Origin of the sequence: Clostridium chauvoei (genome assembly GCF_002327185.1) — a bacterium.
GTDB classification, from domain to species: domain Bacteria; phylum Bacillota; class Clostridia; order Clostridiales; family Clostridiaceae; genus Clostridium; species Clostridium chauvoei.
This window is the reverse complement of sequence record NZ_CP018624.1, coordinates 1,286,126-1,308,198: the sequence shown is the minus strand read 5'-3', so window position 1 is coordinate 1,308,198 and position 22,073 is coordinate 1,286,126. Positions and strand designations below refer to the sequence as shown.

Here is a 22,073-nt window from a genome sequence, read left to right as displayed (position 1 = left end):
ATAAGTTTTACTTAAGATAAATAAGGAGGTAGCTTTTATGATAAGAGGAGATAGAAAAAGACAAGACTTTTATGATATTGAAGAAAGAGAAGAATCTAAGTATAGACTATTAAGTGATTTAGAAAGATATGAAATCTTCAATACTGAAGAAGCTGAAAAATATGATACTCAGCATGCACTTGACTTTATAATTGATGAAGATGGAAATCTACAATTTATAGTAGCAGCCGTTGCAGGAAGTAAATTTGGATTTTTTGGCGGAAGAGAATATGTGGAAATTCCTTGGGGATATGTTACAAAGGTTGGGGCTAATGTAATAGTAGTTTCTGCTGATAGAGGAAAAATTAGAAGAGCAAGGGCCTAAAATTTAGGGGGGATTATTTCTTGGAAATTATTGTACAAAAATTTGGGGGAACTTCCGTTTCTACGGAGGAAAGAAGAGAACAAGTAGTAGAGAAGGTAAAAGAAGCAATTGATAGGGGGTACTCCCCAGTAGTGGTAGTTTCAGCAATGGGGAGGAAAGGAGAACCTTATGCAACAGATACTTTACTATCATTACTTGATAATAATTTCAAAAGACAAAATCCACAAGCTACAGATATGATTATGTCTTGTGGAGAAATGATAAGTTCAGTAGTTATGACAAATGCATTAGTAAGTGCTGGAATTCAAGCTGTACCATTAACTGGTGGACAAGCAGGAATTATAACTAACGATAAATTTACAGAGGCTAAATTTATAGATGCACATCCAGAGCATATATTAAGTGTATTAGAGCAAGGTAAGGTACCAGTAGTAACAGGATTTCAAGGAATTACTGAAAGTGGATATATTACTACTTTAGGAAGAGGGGGAAGTGATACATCAGCATGTATATTAGGAATTGCTTTAAAAGCAGCTTCAGTAGAAATATATACTGATGTTGATGGAATTATGACAGCCGATCCTAGGATAGTAAATGACGCTTCATTAATAGATGTAATAAGTTATAATGAAGTTTTTCAATTTGCAGATCAAGGTGCTAAGGTAATTCATCCAAGAGCTGTAGAATTAGCTAGAAAAGCAAATATACCAATAGTAATAAAAAATACTATGAGTAATTGTAAGGGGACATTAATTAATAATTTAGGATCAGACCATATAGATAATGCATTATCAGGAATAACTCATTTAGCTAATAGAATACAAGTTAGAGTTAGACTTAAAGATAATAAAGAACAAGCTAATTATAGACAATTACTAGATATATTAGCTAAGCATCATATTAGTTTAGATCTTATAAATATATTTCCAGCAGAACAAATATTTACAATAGATTCCTGTGAAAAAGAATTGTTAGAAGAAGTTTTAAATGAAGCTAAAATAAATTATACAATAATAGAAAATTGTAGTACTATAGCTATGGTTGGAACAGGCATGACAGGAGTTCCTGGTATTATGGCTAAAATTATAAATACATTAATACTAAATGATATAGAAGTTTTGCAAACAGCAGATTCTCACATGACCATTTGGTGTTTAATTTATTCAAATAAAGTTCCGGAAGCTATAAATTTACTTCATAAGGCATTTAATTTAGGTGAATAAAAAAACTCCTCTTGTACAAAATACATTGTATAGGAGGAGTTTTTATTATGGATGAATTTTTTAATAAAGCAAATTTAGAAACAGATACAAATATAGAAAAAGAAAAAGAAGAACTAGATAAAGCAAAAGAAAAAAGAGAAGAGATAAAGGAATTTGGAAATGCTAACGGAGTAACTCCTGATGAAAGTATACAAATATTGCCTATAATAGGACAAATAGAAGGTCATCAAGTGTTACCACCACAAACTAAATCTACAAAGTACGAACATGTAATTCCACAATTAATAGCTATGGAGAGAAATGATAAAGTAAAAGGAGTACTTATAATTTTGAATACTGTAGGTGGAGATGTAGAAGCAGGGCTTGCTATTGCAGAAATGATAAATTCTATTTCAAAACCAACAGTATCAATAGTAATAGGTGGAGGACATTCTATAGGAGTACCACTAGCTACTTCATCTAGTTATTCCTTTATAACTCCATCAGCAACAATGATAATACACCCTGTTAGGATGAATGGATTTGTAATAGGAGTAGCTCAAACTTTTCATTACTTCCAAAAGATGCAAGAGAGAATTGACAACTTTATAGTAAGAACTTCTAAAATAGATAAAGATGAACTTAAAAAAATGATGTTAAAATCAGATGAGTTGTTAAATGATATGGGAACTATATTAATAGGAAAGCAAGCTGTAGAATGTGGTCTTATAGACGAAGTTGGTGGAATTAAAGATGCTATAGATAAATTGAGAGAACTTATAGAAAAACAAAATATAAAGGAATAATTTCGTTTTTTATAGTCATCTGCTTAGCAGGTGACTATTTTTTAGTATACTTTATTTTTATGTGGTATAATACATAATAGTTGTTTTTTTAGAACTACGAGGTATAATATTATTATGCAAAAGACAAATTAACATAATATGGAATAGGTTTAAAACGAGGTGATAGATTGGCTAGGGGGAAAGGGAACAATACCAAAGCTGCGAAAGGGAAACAAACAAGTAAGAATAAAGAAAATGGAGATATTAAGGGGATAATATATATATCTACAGGAATATTATTAGCTATTGCTATATACACAACTTGGGCAGGGGCATTATCTATATTTTCTAGAAAAGTAATATATAATTTATTGGGAGTTGGAGCTTTTATACTTCCAGCTTACTTAGTTTACTTTGGAATAGATAGTATTTTAAGTAAAGGAACTATACAGTTTTCAAGAAGGTTTTTTGGAGTTACTATGGTTGCATTTATAATAATTTTAGGATGTTCAACTGGAAATCTTAATGTTATGAATAGCAGAGAAGGCTTTAGTGAGACTTTAAAGAATGTTATATTACAAGGTGGATTGCATGGTGGACTTATAGGATATATGATAGCGTATCCACTAAGTCAATTATTAGGTTATTTAGGATCATATGTACTTTATATAACATTAGGATTTATAGGAATTATATTAGTTTTTGATATTACTTTGTATGATGTTATTATGTATTTTAAAGATGAACATTCAAAAGCAAAATTAAATAAAAAAAGCAGAAAAATAGAAAATAAAGTAAGTGATGAAACTACGATACAAACAAAGAATGATTTAGTTAACGTAGTTCCTAAGGTACAAGATAAAGAAAGAGAAGAGTTTATTAATGGTATAAATAATAAAATAAAAATATTAGATTTTATGAAATCATCATCCTTAGAAGATGTTCCAACTATTGAAGACATTTCTTCTAGGGAGATTGCTACGGATAAATCAATAAAGAATCCTTTTGATATAAAGGTTTTTGATGATGACAATAAGGCATTAAAAGAAGATACAAAACCTATAGAAAGACATGTTAAAAAGGGAAAACTTGATGATGAGTCAAAAGAGGTTATGACTAAAGAAATAGAAGATAATATATCCTCAGAAACTAAAATAGAAGAAAAAATATACCATTATCCAACAGTAGATCTTCTAAATATAAATTCTAAAATGAGATTGAAAAGTGAAGATAAAAAAGAACTTATAGAAAATGCAAATAAACTTGAAGGGATATTAAATGACTTTGGAGTAGATGCAAAGGTTGTACAAGTAACTAAAGGGCCATCAGTTACAAGATTTGAGATTCAACCAAGTCCTGGAGTTAAAGTATCTAAAATAGTAAATCTTCAAGACGATATAGCGTTGGGTTTAGCTGCAAGTGGAGTAAGAATGGAAGCACCAATACCAGGTAAAGCGGCTATAGGAATTGAAGTTCCAAATAGAAAGCAAACACCAGTATTTTTAAGAGAGGTATTAGACTCTAAAGAATTTAAAAACTCAAATAATAGATTAGCTTTTGCTTTAGGAAAAGACATTGCAGGGAAATGTGTTGTTGGAGATTTAAGTAAAATGCCTCATATGTTAATTGCAGGAGCTACAGGCTCTGGTAAATCAGTATGTATAAATGCATTAATAATAAGTTTACTATATAAATATAGCCCAGAGGAAGTTAAACTTTTAATGATAGACCCTAAAGTAGTAGAGCTTAGTGTATATAATGGAATACCACATTTATTAATACCAGTAGTTACAGACCCCAAAAAGGCTGCTGCAGCTTTAAATTGGGCTGTAAATGAAATGACTAGAAGATATAAACTTTTTGCTGATTCATCAGTTAGAAATGTAGAAAGTTATAATGCTTTATTTGAAAAAGGAATGATAGAGGAGAAGCTTCCTTATATAGTAATGATAGTAGATGAACTTGCAGATTTAATGATGGCATGTCCAAATGATGTAGAAGATTATATATGTAGATTAGCTCAAATGGCAAGAGCAGCTGGAATGCATTTAATAATTGCAACTCAAAGGCCTTCAGTTGATGTTATAACTGGTGTAATTAAGGCTAATATACCATCTAGAATATCCTTTGCAGTATCTTCAGGGGTAGATTCAAGGACTATACTAGATTCAACAGGAGCTGAAAAATTATTAGGTAGAGGGGATATGTTATATTATCCAATAGGTGAAAGTAAGCCTTTAAGAGTTCAAGGAGCTTTTATTGATGAAGATGAAGTTGAAAAAGTTGTTTCATTTGTTAAAGATAGAGAAGAGGAAACTATTTATAAGGAAGAAATAATTGAACACATAGAAAATGGAGTGTCAAATAGTAACTCTCATAGTAATGATTCAGAAGGTGATACAGATGAACTTTTAAATGAAGCTATTAATATAGTTGTAGAATATAGTCAAGCATCAACATCTTTTCTTCAACGAAAATTAAGAATAGGATTTAATAGAGCATCTAGAATAATGGATGAATTAGAAGAAAGAGGCATAATATCTTCAAAGGATGGAAGTAAACCAAGGCAGGTATTGATTTCAAAAGAAGAATTAGGTTTAGAAGATTAAAAAAACTTGTAAATATGTCATTGTTACATTAAAATTAATTTATGTTTAATTTAGAAAGTACACAACACAGGAGGAAACAAGGTTGCAAAAATTTAAAGTAGGAATGGTTAGCTTAGGCTGTGATAAAAATAGAGTAGATTCAGAACTTATATTAGGATCTATAAATAAGCATTATGAAATAACAAATGATCCAAAAGAAGCAGATATAATAATAGTAAATACTTGTGGATTTATAGAAAAGGCAAAACAGGAATCGATAGATACTATATTAGAGATGGCAGAATATAAGACGAAATATAAATGTAAGATGTTAATTGCAACAGGTTGCTTAACTCAAAGATATGGAGATGAGCTTTTAGAGTTAATGCCTGAGATAGATATATTAATGGGTGTTAATGACTATATGAAATTACACAAACTTATAATGCAATTTATAAAAGAAGAAAAGCGAATTTCATCAGCAGAATATAGTGATAATAATATAAATGAAGGCATAAGATTATTAACAACAGATAAGCATACAGCATATGTAAGAATAGCTGAAGGATGTAATAATTTTTGTACCTATTGCATTATACCTAAAATAAGAGGTAAATTTAGAAGTAGAAAGATGGAAAATATACTTGAAGAAGTAAAGTCACTTTCAAGTCAAGGAGTTAAGGAATTTATACTTATAGCTCAAGATTTAACTTGTTATGGAATAGACATATATAATGAGAAAAAGTTACACGAACTTATTTCAGAAATGTCTAAAATAGAGGGTGTAGAATGGATAAGATTACTTTATTGTTATCCTGAAGAAATAACAGAAGAATTAATAGATGAAATTGCAACTAATGATAAGGTCGTAAAATATTTAGACTTACCAATTCAACATATAAATGATAATATTTTAAAAAGAATGGCAAGAAAAACAAATAAACAAACTATAATATCTAAGATAAATAGATTAAGAGAAAAGGTTTCTGGCGTGGTTTTAAGAACGTCTTTAATAGTAGGATTCCCAGGAGAAACAAAAGAGGAATTTGAAGAGTTAAAAGAATTTTTAAAAGACTTTAAACTTGATAATGTAGGCGTATTTAAATATTCACAAGAAGAAGGAACACCTGCTTCTAAAATGGATAATCAAGTTTTAGAAGAAGTTAAAGATGTTAGAGAAAGAGAATTGATGGACGTTCAAAAAATAGTATCTGAAGGCTTAAACAAATTGAAAGTTTCAAAAGTTTATGATACTATAATAGAAGGAAGAAAAGGTAAATATTTCATAGGAAGAAGTTCAGAAATGGCTCCAGAAATAGATGGAGTTATATATGTAAAGTCAGATGAAAATTTAAATAAAGGTGATATAATTAAAGTAAAAATAATAGAAGCTTTAGAGTATGATTTAATAGGAGAGGTATATAATGAATTTAGCAAATAAATTAACTATGCTAAGAATATTTTTAGTACCATTATTTTTAGTTTTTATAGCAGTAAAAGGGATTCCTTATGGAACTATAATTGCAACATTTATTTTTGTAATTGCATCACTTACAGATCAATTAGATGGATATATTGCAAGAAGTAGAAATCAAATAACAAACTTTGGAAAATTCATGGATCCTTTAGCAGATAAGCTTTTAGTTACTGCAGCATTAATATCTTTAGTTGAACTTCAAGTTGTACCATCATGGGCAGCAGTAATAATAATAGCTAGAGAATTTGCAGTATCAGGCCTTAGAACAATAGCTGCATCAGAAGGCAAAGTTATAGCAGCTAGTTGGTGGGGAAAAATAAAAACAGTAATTCAAATAATAGCTATAGTAACATTATTACTACAAGTAAATGTAGGTTCATCAGCTTATTTAACTGATTTAGCTATAAGAAATGAATTGTTTAGAGGATTAATTACATATGCTCCAAAATATTTATTACTTTTAGCTGTGGCTATAACTATAGTTTCAGGATATGATTATTTTAGAAAAAATAAAAAAGTAATTAATTCAAATAAATAGATTAAAAATAAAATAATAGGATATAATCATAATAAAAGTTCCACCTAGAAATTAGATGGGACTTTTATTATAAATATTTTTTAATGTATATAGTTGACTTAATTTTAAAAATGGACTATAATTTATTTAGAACAAATGTTCGAGATGGAGAGGAAGGTGCTTTATGAGTAATATAGATACAGAAAAGTTAAAGGCCATAGAAAGTGCTATGAGCCAAATAGAAAAACAATTTGGTAAAGGGTCAGTAATGAAATTAGGAGCAGATAGTTCTTTAAATGTTGATGCTATTTCAACTGGATGCCTTGATTTAGATATTGCTTTAGGAATTGGCGGAGTTCCTAAAGGAAGAATAATTGAAATATATGGACCAGAAAGTTCAGGTAAAACTACAGTAGCATTACATATAGCTGCAGAATCACAAAAGAATGGTGGAGCAGTAGCATTTATAGATGCAGAACATGCTTTAGATCCAAGTTATGCTAGAAATTTAGGGGTAGATACTGAAAGTCTTATAGTTTCACAACCAGATACAGGAGAGCAAGGTCTTGAAATAGCAGAGGCTTTAGTACGTTCAGGAGCTATTGATGTTATAGTAATAGACTCAGTTGCAGCTTTAGTACCTAGAGCGGAAATAGAAGGTGAAATGGGAGATTCTCACGTAGGTCTTCAAGCAAGACTTATGTCACAAGCTTTAAGAAAATTAACTGGAACTATACAAAAAACAGGATGCGTAGCAATCTTTATAAACCAATTAAGAGAAAAGGTTGGAGTTATGTTTGGTAATCCAGAAACAACTACAGGGGGAAGAGCTTTAAAGTTCTATTCTTCAGTTAGATTAGATGTTAGAAGAATAGACTCAATAAAGCAAGGCGAAGGAATAGTAGGTAATAGAACTAGAGTCAAAGTAATGAAAAATAAAGTAGCACCACCATTTAAACAAGCTGAATTTGATATTATGTACAATGAAGGTATTTCAAGAACAGGAAATATAGTTGACGTTGGAGTTAAAGAAGGAATAATACAAAAAAGTGGAGCTTGGTTCTCATATGGTGATATTAGATTAGGGCAAGGTAGAGAAAATGCTAAATTATACTTAAAAGATAATGAGGATGTTGCATTAGATGTAGAAAATCAAATTAGAGCAAAACATAATCTACCATTGGCAACAAAAGTAGAAGTAAAATCAGATAAAAAATCAAAGTCTGAAGAAAAATAATTTCCATAAACAAGAATAAATTTATTGTAAATTGTAAATAATAAGAACTGATATCCTTTCAATCTACTGTAATTGGATATTAGTTCTTTTTTATATTAAAAAAATAAAATTAACAAAATTAATTGACAAATTACTAAATGTAAACAATTAAAAAATACAAATGTATTTAATCAACTAAACTTGACATAATTTTAATTTTAAGATAAAATAATAGCAAATACTGGTTTATCATATTACAATTATCAGTGAGGACTAATATGACACCTACTCATTTTCTTATTAGATTATATAAACTTTTTATTATAATAGAGGAGGTGTTTTTATGGTGAAATATCTTATTTTTGGAATAGTGGATATTGCACTATTAGCAGTAGCATATATAGTGCTTAAGCAAGCTATACACAAGGCTTCTAAGGCAAAGATAGATAGCTTAGAAAAAGAAGCAGAAGTTCTTTTAGAAAATGCAAAGAAAGAAGCAGAAGCAACTAAAAAGGAATCTATTTTAGAAGCAAAAGAAGAGGTTCACAGACTTAGAAATGACTTAGAAAGAGATTCTCGTGAGAGAAGAAATGAAGTTCAAAGGCTTGAGAGAAGAATAATTCAAAGAGAAGAATCACTAGATAAGAAAAGTGATCTTCTAGAGAAAAAAGAAGAAACAATCAATAAAAGAATGCAAGAAATTGATCAAATGGAGGTCAATATACAAGAGCTGTATGCTAAAAGAAGAGAAGAATTAGAAAAAATAGCTACTCTAACTTCAGAAGAAGCAAGAGTGATTCTTTTAGATGAAGTAAGAAAGGAAATTTCTCACGAAACAGCTATGATGGTAAAAGATATTGAATCAAAGGCTAAGGAAGAAGCAGATAAAAAAGCAAGAGAAATAATAACAACTGCTATTCAAAGATGTGCTGCAGATCATGTATCTGAATCAACTGTACACGTAGTTGCCCTACCAAATGATGAAATGAAGGGTAGAATTATTGGTAGAGAAGGTAGAAACATAAGAACATTAGAAACATTAACAGGAGTAGATTTAATTATAGATGATACTCCAGAAGCAGTTATACTATCTAGCTTTGATCCTATAAGGAGAGAAGTGGCTAGAATAGCTTTAGAAAAGTTAATAGTAGATGGTAGAATTCATCCAGCTAGAATTGAAGAAATGGTAGAAAGAGCTAAGAAGGATGTTGAAAATGACATTAAGGAAGAAGGAGAACAAGCAACTCTAGAAACTGGTGTTCATGGAGTTCATCCTGAAATAACAAGACTACTTGGTAGATTAAAGTATAGAACAAGTTATGGACAAAATGTATTAAAGCATTCCATAGAAGTTGCATACTTAGCTGGCTTAATGGCTTCAGAATTAGGTTTAGATGTTAATCTTGCAAAGAGAGCAGGTTTACTACATGATATTGGTAAAGTTGTAGATCAAGAGCAAGAGGGTCCACATGCGTTAATTGGAGGAGATATGGCTAAGAAATATCATGAATCTCCAGTTGTGGTTAATGCTATTGCGGCACATCATGGAGATGTTGAAATGATGACGTTAGAAGCTGTTTTAGTTCAAGCAGCAGATGCTATATCAGCTGCAAGACCAGGAGCTAGAAGAGAAACCTTAGAAGCATATATTAAGAGATTAGAAAAATTAGAAGAGATTGCAAATTCTTATGAAGGTGTAGAAAAGTCATATGCCATTCAAGCTGGTAGAGAGATTAGAATTATGGTTAAACCAGATCATTTAGATGATGCTGGATCAGTTGAATTAGCAAGAAATTTAGCTAAGAGTATAGAGGAACAACTAGAGTATCCAGGTCAAATTAAAATTAATGTAATAAGAGAAACAAGAGCAGTAGATTTTGCTAAATAAATATAAAGTGCATTTTACGATAGTAAAATGCATTTTATTTATTTCTCATATTTTATTAATAAAAAATTATTAGAAATAAATATTCAAAAAGCATAAATAAAAGAGGAATTTAAGAAAATAGATAGAATATATATAAAGAGAGATGTAATTATTTTTAAAATTGTAAACGATTTTTATCTAGGAGGTAATGACGAAAAAATGGAAGTATTAAAGGTATCAACTAAATCAAACCCTAATTCAGTAGCAGGTGCATTAGCTGCTATAATTAAAGAAAAGAACATAGTGGAAATTCAAGCGGTAGGAGCAGGAGCCATAAATCAAGCTGTGAAAGCAATAGCCATAGCAAGAGGATTTGTAGCTCCTAGCGGAAAGGATATTGTTTGTGTACCGGCATTTACAGATATTGAAATTGATGGAGAAGAGAGAACAGCAATAAAATTAATTGTACAACCAAGATAATTAAAAATAAAATTTATTAAAAGTGACTATGCTTTTTACATAGTCACTATTTTTTAAAAAGTGAAAACCTTTTAAAAAAACTTGAAATTTTAATTATTTCCGTATATAATAAAATAGTTAAATAGATAAATATATTAAATTTAGTAAAGAGGTGTGTTTCATGGTATCTAAAGAAGTAGTAGTAAATAACGGAACTGGTTTACACGCAAGACCAGCAACTTTATTAGTAAAGAAGGCTTCATCATTTAAATCAGATGTAAGCATAGAGTTTAATGGAAAGAAAGCTAACGTTAAAAGCTTAATCGGAGTTCTTTCATTAGGAGTTACTAAAGGATCAGCTATAACAGTTATAGCTAATGGAGATGACGAAGCTTTAGCAGTAGAAGAAATTGCAAATTTAATAGCAACTTTAGAAGACTAAAATAAAAAAGTGCCATGGGCACTTTTTTTTTATTTAGAATAGTATTAATTAAAAATCTTAAGTTTTTCCAGTAAAATATTATGTATCTAATTAATTTTGCTTAAGGACTTACATTTAAATAAAACTAGAATTAAATTTATAGCAGCTGCAAAGACTAGAATATAAATAGCTCTTTGAATAAGAATAGAGTTACCACTTATTAGAGCAATAATATTAACATTAAAAATTCCTATAATCCCCCAAGTAATAGCACTTATTAGAACTAAAATAAATGAAAGTTTGTCAAGTAAAGTAATTTTACACATGTTGAATCCTCCTTAAAAGTTATTCTTAACTAATATATATGAAAAAATTTTTAAAATATAACTGAAAAAATAATAAATTTGTGTTATAATACGAATGATGAAATTAGAAAATAAAATTTTATTCGGAGGTTACTTTGAAATGAGAGATTTATATAGCACACCATTAAATTCAAGATATGCGTCAAAGGAAATGAGTTACATATTTTCTGATGATATGAAATTTTCTACTTGGAGAAAACTTTGGGTAGCATTAGCAGAAAGCGAAAGTGAATTAGGACTTAACATATCAAAAGAACAAATAGAAGAATTAAGAGCTAATATACATAACATAAATTATGATGAAGCTATAAAAAAAGAAAAGGAAGTTAGACATGATGTTATGAGCCATGTTCATGCATATGGTCTACAATGTCCTTTATCTAAAGGTATAATACATTTAGGAGCTACAAGTTGTTATGTAGGAGATAATACTGACATAATAATTATGAGAGATGCTCTTTTATTAACTAAAGGAAAAATAATTTCAGTTTTAAATCATCTTTCAAATTTTGCAATAAAATATAAAGATATGCCTACTCTTGGTTTTACACATTTTCAACCAGCTCAATTAACTACAGTAGGAAAAAGAGCTACTCTTTGGATGCAAGATTTAGTTTTAGATATAGAAAATATAGATTTTCTATTATCAACTTTAAAATTAAGAGGAGTTAAAGGTACAACAGGAACTCAAGCTAGCTTTATGAACCTATTTGAAGATGATGAAGCTAAGGTTAAGGCTTTAGATAAGATGGTAGCAGAAAAAATGGGATTTGAAAAAAGCTATGGAGTAACTGGTCAAACATATCCAAGAAAGTTAGATTCAATAGTTTTAAATACATTATCTGAAGTAGCACAAAGTGCTTATAAATTTAGTAATGATTTAAGATTACTTCAAAGTATGAAGGAAATAGAAGAACCATTTGAAAAGCATCAAATAGGATCTTCAGCTATGGCTTATAAAAGGAATCCTATGAGAAGTGAAAGAATAGGGGCTTTAGCAAGGTATGTAATAGTAAATTCATTAAATCCAGCTATTACAGCTGCAACACAATGGTTTGAGAGAACATTAGATGATTCAGCAAACAAGAGAATAGCTGTAGCAGAAGCATTTTTAGCATTAGATGGAGTTTTAAATCTTTATATGAATATAGCTGAAAACATGGTTGTTTATGAAAAGGTAATAACTGCTCATGTAAATAATGAATTACCATTTATGGCTACAGAAAATATAATGATGGAGGCTGTGAAAAGAGGTGGAGATAGACAAGAACTTCACGAAAAAATAAGAGTTCACTCAATGGCTGCGGCATCTAGAGTAAAAAGTGAAGGATTAGATAATGATTTAATATCAAGAATAATAAATGATAAAAGTTTTAAATTATCTAAAGAAGAAATATTAGATATAATAGATCCAAGTAAATTTGTTGGAAGAGCTCCAAGTCAGGTAATAGAATTCATAGAGGAATATATTAAGCCTATAATGGATAAGAATAAAGACTCTTTAAATATAAAAAGTGAAATAAACGTATAATTAACAAAATACCTCTTATTTGTATAAATAAGAGGTATTTTTGTTATACAAAGGTGTAAAATTTAATATAGTAATAAAAAATTTTATAAAATGAACATAATATGGTATAATAGTTACAAGTAGTAAAAGTAACACTAGGAGGAAAACATGAATAATAAATATTTATTTAAAAAATTATTTTTAATAGTAAATTCATGTTTAATTATATTATTTTTAAATTCTCTAATAGAAAAGGTAGTATTTGCAGAAAAAATATGCAAATATGAGCAATTAACTGTAGAAGACGGATTATCTCAAAGTACAGTTAAAAAAATATTACAAGATAGTTCAGGTTATATGTGGTTTGCAACTATGGATGGATTAAATAGATATAATGGTTTTGAATACAGAATATTAAGACATGAAAATGGGAATGAAAACTCATTAACATCTAGTAATATTACAGATATATTGGAAGATAAAAACGGAAACCTATGGGTAGCTACTCTTAAAGGATTAAATAAAGTAAATAAAAAGACATTAGAAGTGAAAAGAATATATAAAAATATTAATGGCAAGAAAAAAATATATAATAAAAGTATTTTTAATCTTGAAATGGATGATTCAGGTAATATATGGATTGCTACTAGTAATGGATTAGATAAATATAATGTTGATAATGATGAGATAACATCAATTTCAGAAATTAAATCTAAAGAGTTAATAAATAAGATTGCTAAAATAAAAGATGAATACCTTTGGTTAGCTACTAAAAGAGGAATTAAAAATATAGATTTAAAATCTAATAAATTAACTTCCCATAAATGGAATAATGATCTTTTAAATTATGGAGATATATCAGCCATTTATCTTGATGATGACAATCAATTATGGGTGGGAAGCAAGGATGGACAAGTAATTAAATACAGTATAGATACTAAAGAGGTTGAAGAAATAAACTTAGAATGGGATAAAAAATTTTCATCAATTGCTATTACTGATTTTCTACAAGTAGATAACAATAGGCTTATACTTTCAACTGAAAAAGGTGCAATAATTATTGATAAATCCAATGACTATAAGGTAAATTATGAAGATGTATTAAATATAGAGGATTTTAAAGTAAATAATATTCTAGATTTATATAAAGATAAAAAAGATAGAATATGGATAGGGAAAAGTAATGGAATAAATTTAATAAATCCCTATCAGCCATTTTCAAGCGATTTTACAAAGATAGATTCAAATAAAATAATAGAAGATAATAGTATAAGAGGAATGACCTTTGAAAATGATAAAGAAATTTGGTTTGGAACAGATAATGGAGGGTTATATCTTTATAATTTTGAGAATGAAGAATTTTTAAAGTTTGTTCATGATAAAGATAATGATAGAAGTTTAAGCTCTAATAAAATAAGTAATGTAGAAATAGATAATGATGGTATGCTATGGATTTCTACTTCTGAAGGTATAGATAAATTAAATACTAAAGATTATAACATAAAAAGAGTTATAAATAACGAAAACTCAGGCATAGCTTGTGATTATATAAAAGATATCTTCATAGACTCAAGGAATACAATGTGGATAGGTACATTAGAAGGATTATATACTTATGATAAAAAAACTAATGGTATAACTAATTTAACTTATCTTATACAAGAAAATCTTAAAGATACATCAGTGCAGGTAATATATGAAGACTCTAAAGGAAACATTTGGATTGGATCAGCAATTAGAGGTGGAGTTTTAAAGTATAATGCGGGGACAAGAGAAGTTAAGATTTATCAAAATAACTCTAATATTGAAAATAAGTTAAGTAGTAATGAAATTAGAGATATAAGGGAAGATGGTTTGGGCAATATATGGATAGCTACTACGGATGGATTAAATAAGATAGAGACATCCACGGATAATATAACTGTTTATAATGATAGTAATGGATTAATAAATAATTACATATGTTGTGTACTAATAGATAAAGAGAACAATCCTTGGGTAAGTACAAAACTTGGATTATCAAAATATGATATAAAAAATGGACAGTTTTATAATTATACTAAAGTAGATGGTCTTCAAGAGTCAGAATTTCATAGTAATGCATCGTGCCAAGCCAATGATAAAAGAATGGTTTTTGGAGGTATAAATGGAATAAATAGCTTTTATCCTCAAGAAATAATAGAGAACAATGTTACAAAAGCTGATGCATTTATCGACTCTATTAAAGTTAACGATGCATATAAAGATTTTACCGAAGATTTAAAATTAAAGTATTATGAAAATAATATAGAATTTAAATTTTTTATCACAGCTTATGAAAGCTTTAGAAATAATATTTATCAGTATAAATTAGAAGGATATGATAATGAGTGGATAACTATTGAAAATAAAAACGAAGTCAAATACACTAATCTAAAGCCAGGGAAATATGAATTTAAGGTAAGAGGTAGAAGCCGTTGGGGAGAGTATTCAGACATAAAAACTGAAAATTTTTGTATAAACCAACAAATATGGAAAACACCAATTGCCATAGGATTTTATATATTAATTAGTATATTAATAATAATTTTGTTATGGAAATATATATATAATCTAGAGAAGATTGTTTCAAAAAGAACAAAAGAATTAAACGAAAAGTTATATCAAAATGATAAATTATATCATAAACTTATACAGCAAGAAAAATCTAAAAATTCTTTATTAATAAACCTTTCACATGAATTAAGGACACCTTTAAATGTTATACTTTCATCTTTACAATTAATAAGATTAATAATAAAAGAGAATAAAGTATTAACAGAAGAACAAGGTAATAAGTATTTAACTCATATAGAAAAAAATTCTAAGTCCTTATTAGAAGTGATAAATGACCTTATAGATACATCTAAACTAGATGTGGGTAAATATAATATAAATATTAAAGAATATGATATAGTTTCATTAACAGAAGAATTAACATTATCTATGAAGGATTACATTGAAAGTAAAGGAATAGACCTTATTATAGATCCAGAAGTAGAAGAAAAAATTATAGAGTGTGATAAAATAGCTATAGAAAGATGTATAACTAATTTATTGTCTAATGCAGCTAAATTCACTAATAAAGGTGGTACGATTTTAGTTTTAGTTAATGATATTAAGGATAAAGAAGAGGTTGAAGTAATAGTTAAAGATACTGGAGTTGGTATTCCAAAAGAACAACAAAAAGGTATATTCGACAGATTTATTCAAGGAGATAATAGTAATAAGGTAAAAGAAGCAAGTAGTGGAATAGGATTAAATCTTGTTAAAAACCTAGTTAAATTACATCATGGAGATATAATGGTAGAAAGTGAATTAAATAAAGGGAGTTTATTTAAAATAGTATTACCATATAAACAACCTAGAAAAGAATAATAAAAATTACAAAAAGAGACATTTGAAGAGTGCTTAAAATCCAAAGGATAATAGCATTCTTTATTTTTTTATAAAAATAAAGAGATTATAAGACTAAATTCTTTATATTATTCTTTTAAAATATAAAAAATAAAGGGTATTTATAAAATTATAGAATAAATATTAATAAAATGATAAAATAACACGAACGATTCTAATTATTATAGCTTAATAATATGCATAATATATATATTGAAAGAACAAAATAATTAATGTAAAGAAAATAAAAAGAGGTGATATTTATGAATATATTTGATGTTAAACCAGAATTAAATTCTTATGTTGCTAAGTTTATGGATGAAACAGGATGTGATTTTAAATCAGCTTGCGACGAACTAGGAATTAATAATGAAGAAGAATTTGAAATAGAAAATTTAGATTAGAATATATAAATATAATAAAAAGCATTAAACTTATATATAAGAATAAGTTTAATGCTTTTTAATTTAAAGATATGTATAATTTATAATTATTTTTAGTGTATTAAAGATAATTTTTTTGTCAAGAATTATATATGTTATTTAATATAGGAGGTGAAAGTTATGAGTAAAAATAATGAATCAAATTTTAAAATTTGTATAAGTTGCAATGGAACAGGAAAGATAAAGTGTGATTGTCAAGGAGATAATCAATGTTTTATATGCTCAGGAAATGGAAGTTTTAAATGCCCTGTATGTGAAGGTACAGGTAGGTTCTAATACATAAATAGGATTTTGTTATTTTATTAATCCTTAAATCAAATAATTTGTTGCATTAAAAAAAGCGATTTTTAATAATCGCTTTTTTTAATAAACACAATTTAGATGTAATAGTAATAAGATATTATAAGTAATACATTAGGAGTAGATATGATTTTTTTTGATAACAACATAAATATGTATAGGCAAAATGAGATATTAGGAAAAACTATAATAAAATCTCTTGGAGGAGATGTAAAAGGTAGTAAGAAAGAAGATATAGTGTACTTAGTTGGAAAAAAAGAAGGCGAATCATCTAAATCACTTTATAGAGATTTAGAAATTATAGTTTTAGATGGTGGAAATGGAGATTATACAAGAATACCTATTAGAACTAATGTAGGTTATAATCCTTATATATTATTAGAGAATTTTACTGGAGATTGCAATAAAGAAATACTATTTATATCAAATACAGAAGATAGTGATGGGAAATTAAATATATTTATATATGGATTTGTAGGAGATAAGGAAATAGAAATATTTGATGATGAGAATTTTTATACAAGTGAGAACTATGAAGTAATATATAATGATAATTATAAATTAACTGTTTTAGATTATGAAAATAATAAAAAGTATACTTTAGATATAAGCGATAAAAGTAAAGTTTATTTAGATAAATTATATAGTGATACTGGAAAACTTAAGACACCTAAAAAGGGAAAAATTTCTCCAACAAATAAGTGTTGTATAATAAAAACTCCAGAGAATAAAGCGGATCTTTTAATGGTTCAAGATATTAGTGGTGAAAATAGTAATGATAAATTAGGAGTTGTATTAAGCAGAATAAGTTATATAGGAGAATCATTTAAAAATATAAGTACATTTATAGCATCTGATGGAATACCTATAGAATTAGATAGAGAGTATAGATATATAAAAGAGGATTTAGAAGAATCTAAGTTGTCTATAGATTTTACTATGATAGACTTTATGGATTCAGAAGAAAATAGAAACTATAAAATAGAAAGAGTCTTAGAGTCAGAGTATAAATTAAAACCAGGAGTAGATAAATTAGTATATTATTATAATAAAGTCGATTTGAATAATGATAATAAAAATGAAGTTATAGTATATTTAGAGGGACCTAGATTTTGCGATGAAGAAGGGGGAACATTAGTAGTTTTAAAAGAGTTTAATGATGAGTATAGGATAATATCTAAAATAAAAGAAGTACAAGTTCCTATTATAATATCTAATGAAGTTAATAACAACTTTAAAGATATTATTTTAAAAGTTAATGAGAAAAATTTCAGTAATTATAGAGCGTTAAAATTTAATGGCAATTCATATCCTGCAAATCCTAAAGATGGTTATAAACTTAAAAAAGGATATAAAGTAAGAGGTATTTCTATAATTTCAGATGATTTGTTTTATTCAAGAGGACTTGAATATAATTAATAAAATAAAAAGAGAGAATAGATAATTCTGTGTAATTATCATTTTTATTATTTTAATATTACTGGAAATTTTCATTTCCAGTAATATTTTTTTATATTTAAGAAATACTAATAATGTTTCTTATTACCTTTTTTAGTATTTCAAAAAAATCTAATAGTATGCATATAATTTATAAAAAGTACAAGCTTTTAAGCTAATTCATCTTTTAATTGATCTTCAAATATTATTGATAGCTCCGCTAGCGTAGCACCCCAATTATGTATAGGTTGAGTCCATTTTTCTAGTATCTCCATTGTTGCTAAGTAAACACACTTATTTAAAGATTCATCAGTTGGGAATATGACTCTAACTTTAGTGAATTTACGTATTTGACGATTAAAACCCTCTAAGATATTTGTAGTATAAATCATCTTTCTTATAGTTGGAGAGAAGTCAAAAAATGTTGAAAGGTTACTCCAATTGTTATACCAGGAATCTATTACTATTCCATATTTATCTCCCCATATCTCCTTTAAATTATCTAGCTGTGCTAACGCAAGTTCCTCTGTTGTAGCCTTATAAACCTCCTTCAAATCTTTCATAAATGCTTTTTTATCTTTTGAAGCTATGTATTTTATTGAATTTCTTATTTGATGAACAATACATGTTTGAATATTTACTGATGGAAATACTGTTTTTATAGCTTGTGGAAGACCTTTTAATCCATCCATACAAGCAATTAAAATTTCTTTTACACCTCTATTTTTTAAATCATTGCAAATTCCTAACCAGAATTTAGCACCTTCAGCTTCATCAACCCATATACCTAAAATATCTTTATATCCTTCCATAGTGTATCCTAAGCATATATAGACAGCCTTGTTAACTATCTTTCCATTACTTCTAACTTTAAAGTACATAGCATCTAAATAAACTATTGGATATATTTTATCTAATACTCTATTTTGCCATTCGGCGGCGCTAGCAAGCACTTTATCAGTTATTTTAGATACCATCGATGGTGATATAGTTATTCCATATAAGTCTTCAATTTCAGCCTGAATATCAGATGTTGACATACCTTTAGCATATAAAGATATAATCTTTTTATCTAACTCAGTACACACGGTTTCATATTTTTTTATAATTTGTGGCTCAAATTCAGCATTTCTATCACGGGGTACGTCTAGGTCGACGTCACCGAAGGAACTTCTTAAATTCTTGCGACTATAACCATTCCTGTAGTTCTTCTTAGTTTGATCAACTGCTTCTACACGTTCATATTTATTTCTTCCTAGATGTTCTTCCATTTCACCTTCTAATATATTTTCAAGAACATCTTTAACTAATCTTTGTATTAATCCGTTTTTACCCATTACATCATCGATTGTTTTGCATCTTTTAATTTCCTCATTGTAATCAAAGTTGGTATCAATTTTTCTTGTCATAATAATTCCTCCTAATTTATATAGTATATTATTCCAAAACTTCCAACTGTTAATACAAAAAACAGTAGATAGTTTTGTTTTTACACAAAACTATCTACTGTCTCAATAAATGTAATGCTTCAATTGTACTATATGAAGCATTACATTTTTGCTATTTAAATTCTACACAGTCATTATAGTTAACAGGAATATATTCATTTTCATTATATGAAAAATGTCCTGAATTATAAGGTTTTCCACCTAGAGTTATTTTAACTTTATTAACATTGAAATTATAACCTAAAGTGTTTACAATAGCTTGAAGAGTCATAGCTTCTGGACCACTTCCAAGGTTTTGTTCTTTAACAAAGTTATCTGTAAAATCTATTCTGATTAAATCATTATCTAAATCTACAGAGGCAGATTTTATATTTATCTTTGATGAGATAGCAGGTGTTATTTTATTATTACTTGGACTTTTAAGGGCATTTACTATTGCTGTAGCAACAGCTTTATCTTTAATTTCTATTACAGTATCTAAATAAACTAGCTTATCTAAATTAACATCATAATAGTAAAGTCTAACGTCTCTATTTTTAATTTCAGGAGTTGGGGTAGTAGGCTTTTTTTCTGCTTTAGATGACTTTTCTACATTATTATTTCCTTTAGTAGAAGAAGATTCATTATTAATAATAGGTTTTTCAATAGTAACTTTTTGGTTCTCTGAATCTATTGAGGCTTTATTACAACTTATAAATAGAAATAGCAGAGATGTTAATAACAAGATAAAAGTTAACTTTTTTTTCATAAAAATGACCTCCTTTATAAAAATATCATTTTACTTTATTCACTATATTGTAACATTAAAAGAAAAATAAAACAAATAAATAAAAAAATCTTTGTGTTATTTTGTTAAATAATTTTAAAAAAATAAAAAAATAATAGAATGATGATACTCTTTATTATTTGAAAAAAATACATAAATGTCATATAATAATAGACATCGGTTTAGATAAAAATTTATCTAAATATCCACCAGAAGAAAGAAGGAGAAATTAAATAATGCTTAAAGTGCCTACGGAATTTGAAGAAAGATATAGAGAGATAGTTGAAATCATTGAAGTTTTTTGTAAAGAAAACCTAAATGAGGCTTATTTAAAACTTTCTAAAGACATTTGTAAAGCAATATGTTCTATAGAAGGAAATTCTATAAAAAAGGGAAAGGCAAACTCATGGGCTTGTGGAATAGTACATGCTTTAGGAATGAAAAATGGTTTATTAGGCGGTAAAGGAAAACAAGCAATTAAGGCTAGTGAGTTATATGAATCTTTTGGAATAAGCAGCAGTACAGGCCTTTCTAAATCAAAAGAAGTACGTTCCCTTATAGATTTAGAAAATCAAAAGTGGAGTATAGATAATGTTGATATAAAAGAAAGAGCATTAGAAGAAGTTGCGGCAACAATAGAAAAAGATGAAACAATAACTTTTGATATTTCAGAGTTAAAAATAGAAGATGAAAATCTGCTTAAAGCAATAGCCATTGCAGATAGTGCTTGGAATCAAAAGAATTTTAAACAAAAGATAAAATTAGCTAAGGAAGCATTAAGTTTAAGTGATGATTGTGCAGAGGCTTATATAATTTTATCTTATGATAATTCAATTTCACAAGAAAGACAAAAGGAATTAGCTATAAAAGCTGTAGAAGCTGCTAAAAGAGTAATAGGAGAAGAAAATATACCAAAGTATATAGGTAAATTTTTAGATTCAGAAGTAACTAAACCATATTTTAGTGCTAAATATAGATTAGGAAATATATTATGGCTTATAGGCAAGAGAGAAGAAGCTATAGAAGAATTTAAAAATCTTATAGAGCTATGCCCAGAAGATAATATAATGATTAGAGGATATTTATTATCTTGGCTTATATTTGAGGGTAAGGATGAAGAAACAGAAGAATTATTAAAGATGTTTAAAAATGATTTCTTAACAGCAACTAAATATAGCAAGGCTTTATATTTATTTAAAAAAGGTAATATTGATGAAGCAGAAAGAGCTTTAAAGGTTGCAAGCGTAAAAAATCCTTTTGTTATTGATTATATTATTAAAACAAAAAGAATGCCTAAAATGCTTCCAGAATTAAAGAAGCTTGGAACAGAGGAAGATGCAATATATTATATGAAAAATGGAGAAGCTGCGTGGAATAAGGTTCCAGGAGCTATAGAGTGGGTAAAAGAATTTAAGAAGAATCAACCATTCTAATCTTTATATATTTAAATAATAAGGGAGAATTTTTAATAGAAATCCTCCCTTATTATTTAAT

General features: G+C 27.7%; 19 protein-coding genes. 16 read left to right on the top strand and 3 right to left on the bottom strand.

Features of this window, described 5'->3' with window-relative positions; genetic code table 11:
- Positions 1–37 precede the first annotated feature (37 nt).
- The 10 genes from BTM21_RS06155 (at position 38) to BTM21_RS06110 (ending at position 10,917) form a co-directional block, all read left to right on the top strand.
- Positions 38–364 (top strand): YlmC/YmxH family sporulation protein, encoded by a 327-nt coding sequence (locus BTM21_RS06155; protein ID WP_021875580.1) that lies wholly within the window; start codon positions 38–40, stop codon positions 362–364.
- A gap of 20 nt (positions 365–384) precedes the next feature.
- Positions 385–1,587: an aspartate kinase gene (dapG, locus tag BTM21_RS06150; protein ID WP_021875581.1), complete on the top strand. Its 1,203-nt coding sequence runs from the start codon at positions 385–387 to the stop codon at positions 1,585–1,587.
- A 47-nt stretch (positions 1,588–1,634) separates the two neighbouring features.
- Positions 1,635–2,372 (top strand): ClpP family protease, encoded by a 738-nt coding sequence (locus tag BTM21_RS06145; protein ID WP_021875582.1) that lies wholly within the window; start codon positions 1,635–1,637, stop codon positions 2,370–2,372.
- A gap of 167 nt (positions 2,373–2,539) precedes the next feature.
- Positions 2,540–4,960, top strand: a complete 2,421-nt coding sequence (locus tag BTM21_RS06140) for an FtsK/SpoIIIE family DNA translocase (RefSeq protein WP_021875583.1) — start codon at positions 2,540–2,542, stop codon at positions 4,958–4,960.
- An 82-nt stretch (positions 4,961–5,042) separates the two neighbouring features.
- On the top strand, positions 5,043–6,380 hold the full coding sequence (gene rimO / locus BTM21_RS06135; RefSeq protein ID WP_079481327.1) for a 30S ribosomal protein S12 methylthiotransferase RimO: 1,338 nt from the start codon (positions 5,043–5,045) through the stop codon (positions 6,378–6,380).
- Positions 6,364–6,954, top strand: a complete 591-nt coding sequence (pgsA, locus tag BTM21_RS06130) for a CDP-diacylglycerol--glycerol-3-phosphate 3-phosphatidyltransferase (RefSeq protein WP_079481328.1) — start codon at positions 6,364–6,366, stop codon at positions 6,952–6,954. The genes rimO and pgsA overlap by 17 nt, the downstream gene beginning before the upstream one ends.
- Before the next feature lie 163 nt (positions 6,955–7,117).
- Positions 7,118–8,170 (top strand): recombinase RecA, encoded by a 1,053-nt coding sequence (gene recA / locus BTM21_RS06125; protein ID WP_021875586.1) that lies wholly within the window; start codon positions 7,118–7,120, stop codon positions 8,168–8,170.
- A 322-nt stretch (positions 8,171–8,492) separates the two neighbouring features.
- Positions 8,493–10,037, top strand: coding sequence for a ribonuclease Y (gene rny, locus BTM21_RS06120; RefSeq protein ID WP_079481329.1), 1,545 nt, complete (start codon positions 8,493–8,495; stop codon positions 10,035–10,037).
- 198 nt (positions 10,038–10,235) lie between these two features.
- A complete protein-coding gene (locus BTM21_RS06115) occupies positions 10,236–10,496 on the top strand; it encodes a stage V sporulation protein S (protein WP_016206312.1) in 261 nt (86 codons plus the stop codon).
- Between the two features lie 160 nt (positions 10,497–10,656).
- On the top strand, positions 10,657–10,917 hold the full coding sequence (locus BTM21_RS06110; protein WP_021875588.1) for an HPr family phosphocarrier protein: 261 nt from the start codon (positions 10,657–10,659) through the stop codon (positions 10,915–10,917).
- Positions 10,918–11,003: 86 nt separating this feature from the next.
- On the opposite strand, the gene BTM21_RS06105 is transcribed toward BTM21_RS06110, so the two are convergent.
- Positions 11,004–11,222 carry a DUF378 domain-containing protein gene (locus BTM21_RS06105; RefSeq protein ID WP_021875589.1) on the bottom strand — a complete coding sequence of 73 codons (219 nt, stop codon included), beginning with the start codon at positions 11,220–11,222 and terminating at the stop codon, positions 11,004–11,006.
- Between the two features lie 139 nt (positions 11,223–11,361).
- Here BTM21_RS06105 and purB point away from each other — a divergent pair, with 139 nt between their 5' ends.
- The 5 genes from purB to BTM21_RS06090 all read left to right on the top strand — a co-directional run bounded on the left by purB (position 11,362) and on the right by BTM21_RS06090 (position 18,347).
- Positions 11,362–12,792: an adenylosuccinate lyase gene (gene purB, locus BTM21_RS06100; protein WP_079481330.1), complete on the top strand. Its 1,431-nt coding sequence runs from the start codon at positions 11,362–11,364 to the stop codon at positions 12,790–12,792.
- Between the two features lie 147 nt (positions 12,793–12,939).
- The gene (locus BTM21_RS06095) at positions 12,940–16,167 is read left to right on the top strand and encodes a ligand-binding sensor domain-containing protein (protein WP_021875591.1); all 3,228 of its coding nucleotides are present in this window, start codon (positions 12,940–12,942) and stop codon (positions 16,165–16,167) included.
- A gap of 281 nt (positions 16,168–16,448) precedes the next feature.
- A complete protein-coding gene (locus BTM21_RS13780) occupies positions 16,449–16,589 on the top strand; it encodes a hypothetical protein (protein WP_021875592.1) in 141 nt (46 codons plus the stop codon).
- A gap of 159 nt (positions 16,590–16,748) precedes the next feature.
- The gene (locus tag BTM21_RS13665) at positions 16,749–16,904 is read left to right on the top strand and encodes a hypothetical protein (protein WP_161493090.1); all 156 of its coding nucleotides are present in this window, start codon (positions 16,749–16,751) and stop codon (positions 16,902–16,904) included.
- Positions 16,905–17,054: 150 nt separating this feature from the next.
- Positions 17,055–18,347 carry a hypothetical protein gene (locus BTM21_RS06090; protein WP_079481331.1) on the top strand — a complete coding sequence of 431 codons (1,293 nt, stop codon included), beginning with the start codon at positions 17,055–17,057 and terminating at the stop codon, positions 18,345–18,347.
- 188 nt (positions 18,348–18,535) lie between these two features.
- Here the strand turns inward: BTM21_RS06090 and BTM21_RS06085 are convergent, their stop codons facing one another.
- The gene (locus BTM21_RS06085; protein ID WP_079481332.1) at positions 18,536–19,774 is read right to left on the bottom strand and encodes an IS256 family transposase; all 1,239 of its coding nucleotides are present in this window, start codon (positions 19,772–19,774) and stop codon (positions 18,536–18,538) included.
- 151 nt (positions 19,775–19,925) lie between these two features.
- Complete coding sequence (locus BTM21_RS06080; protein WP_079481333.1) at positions 19,926–20,561, bottom strand: GerMN domain-containing protein; 636 nt, start codon at positions 20,559–20,561, stop codon at positions 19,926–19,928.
- Positions 20,562–20,815: 254 nt separating this feature from the next.
- Between BTM21_RS06080 and BTM21_RS06075 the strand changes: the two genes are divergently transcribed.
- Positions 20,816–22,012, top strand: coding sequence for a DUF6398 domain-containing protein (locus BTM21_RS06075; protein WP_079481334.1), 1,197 nt, complete (start codon positions 20,816–20,818; stop codon positions 22,010–22,012).
- The last annotated feature ends 61 nt before the right edge of the window (positions 22,013–22,073 follow it).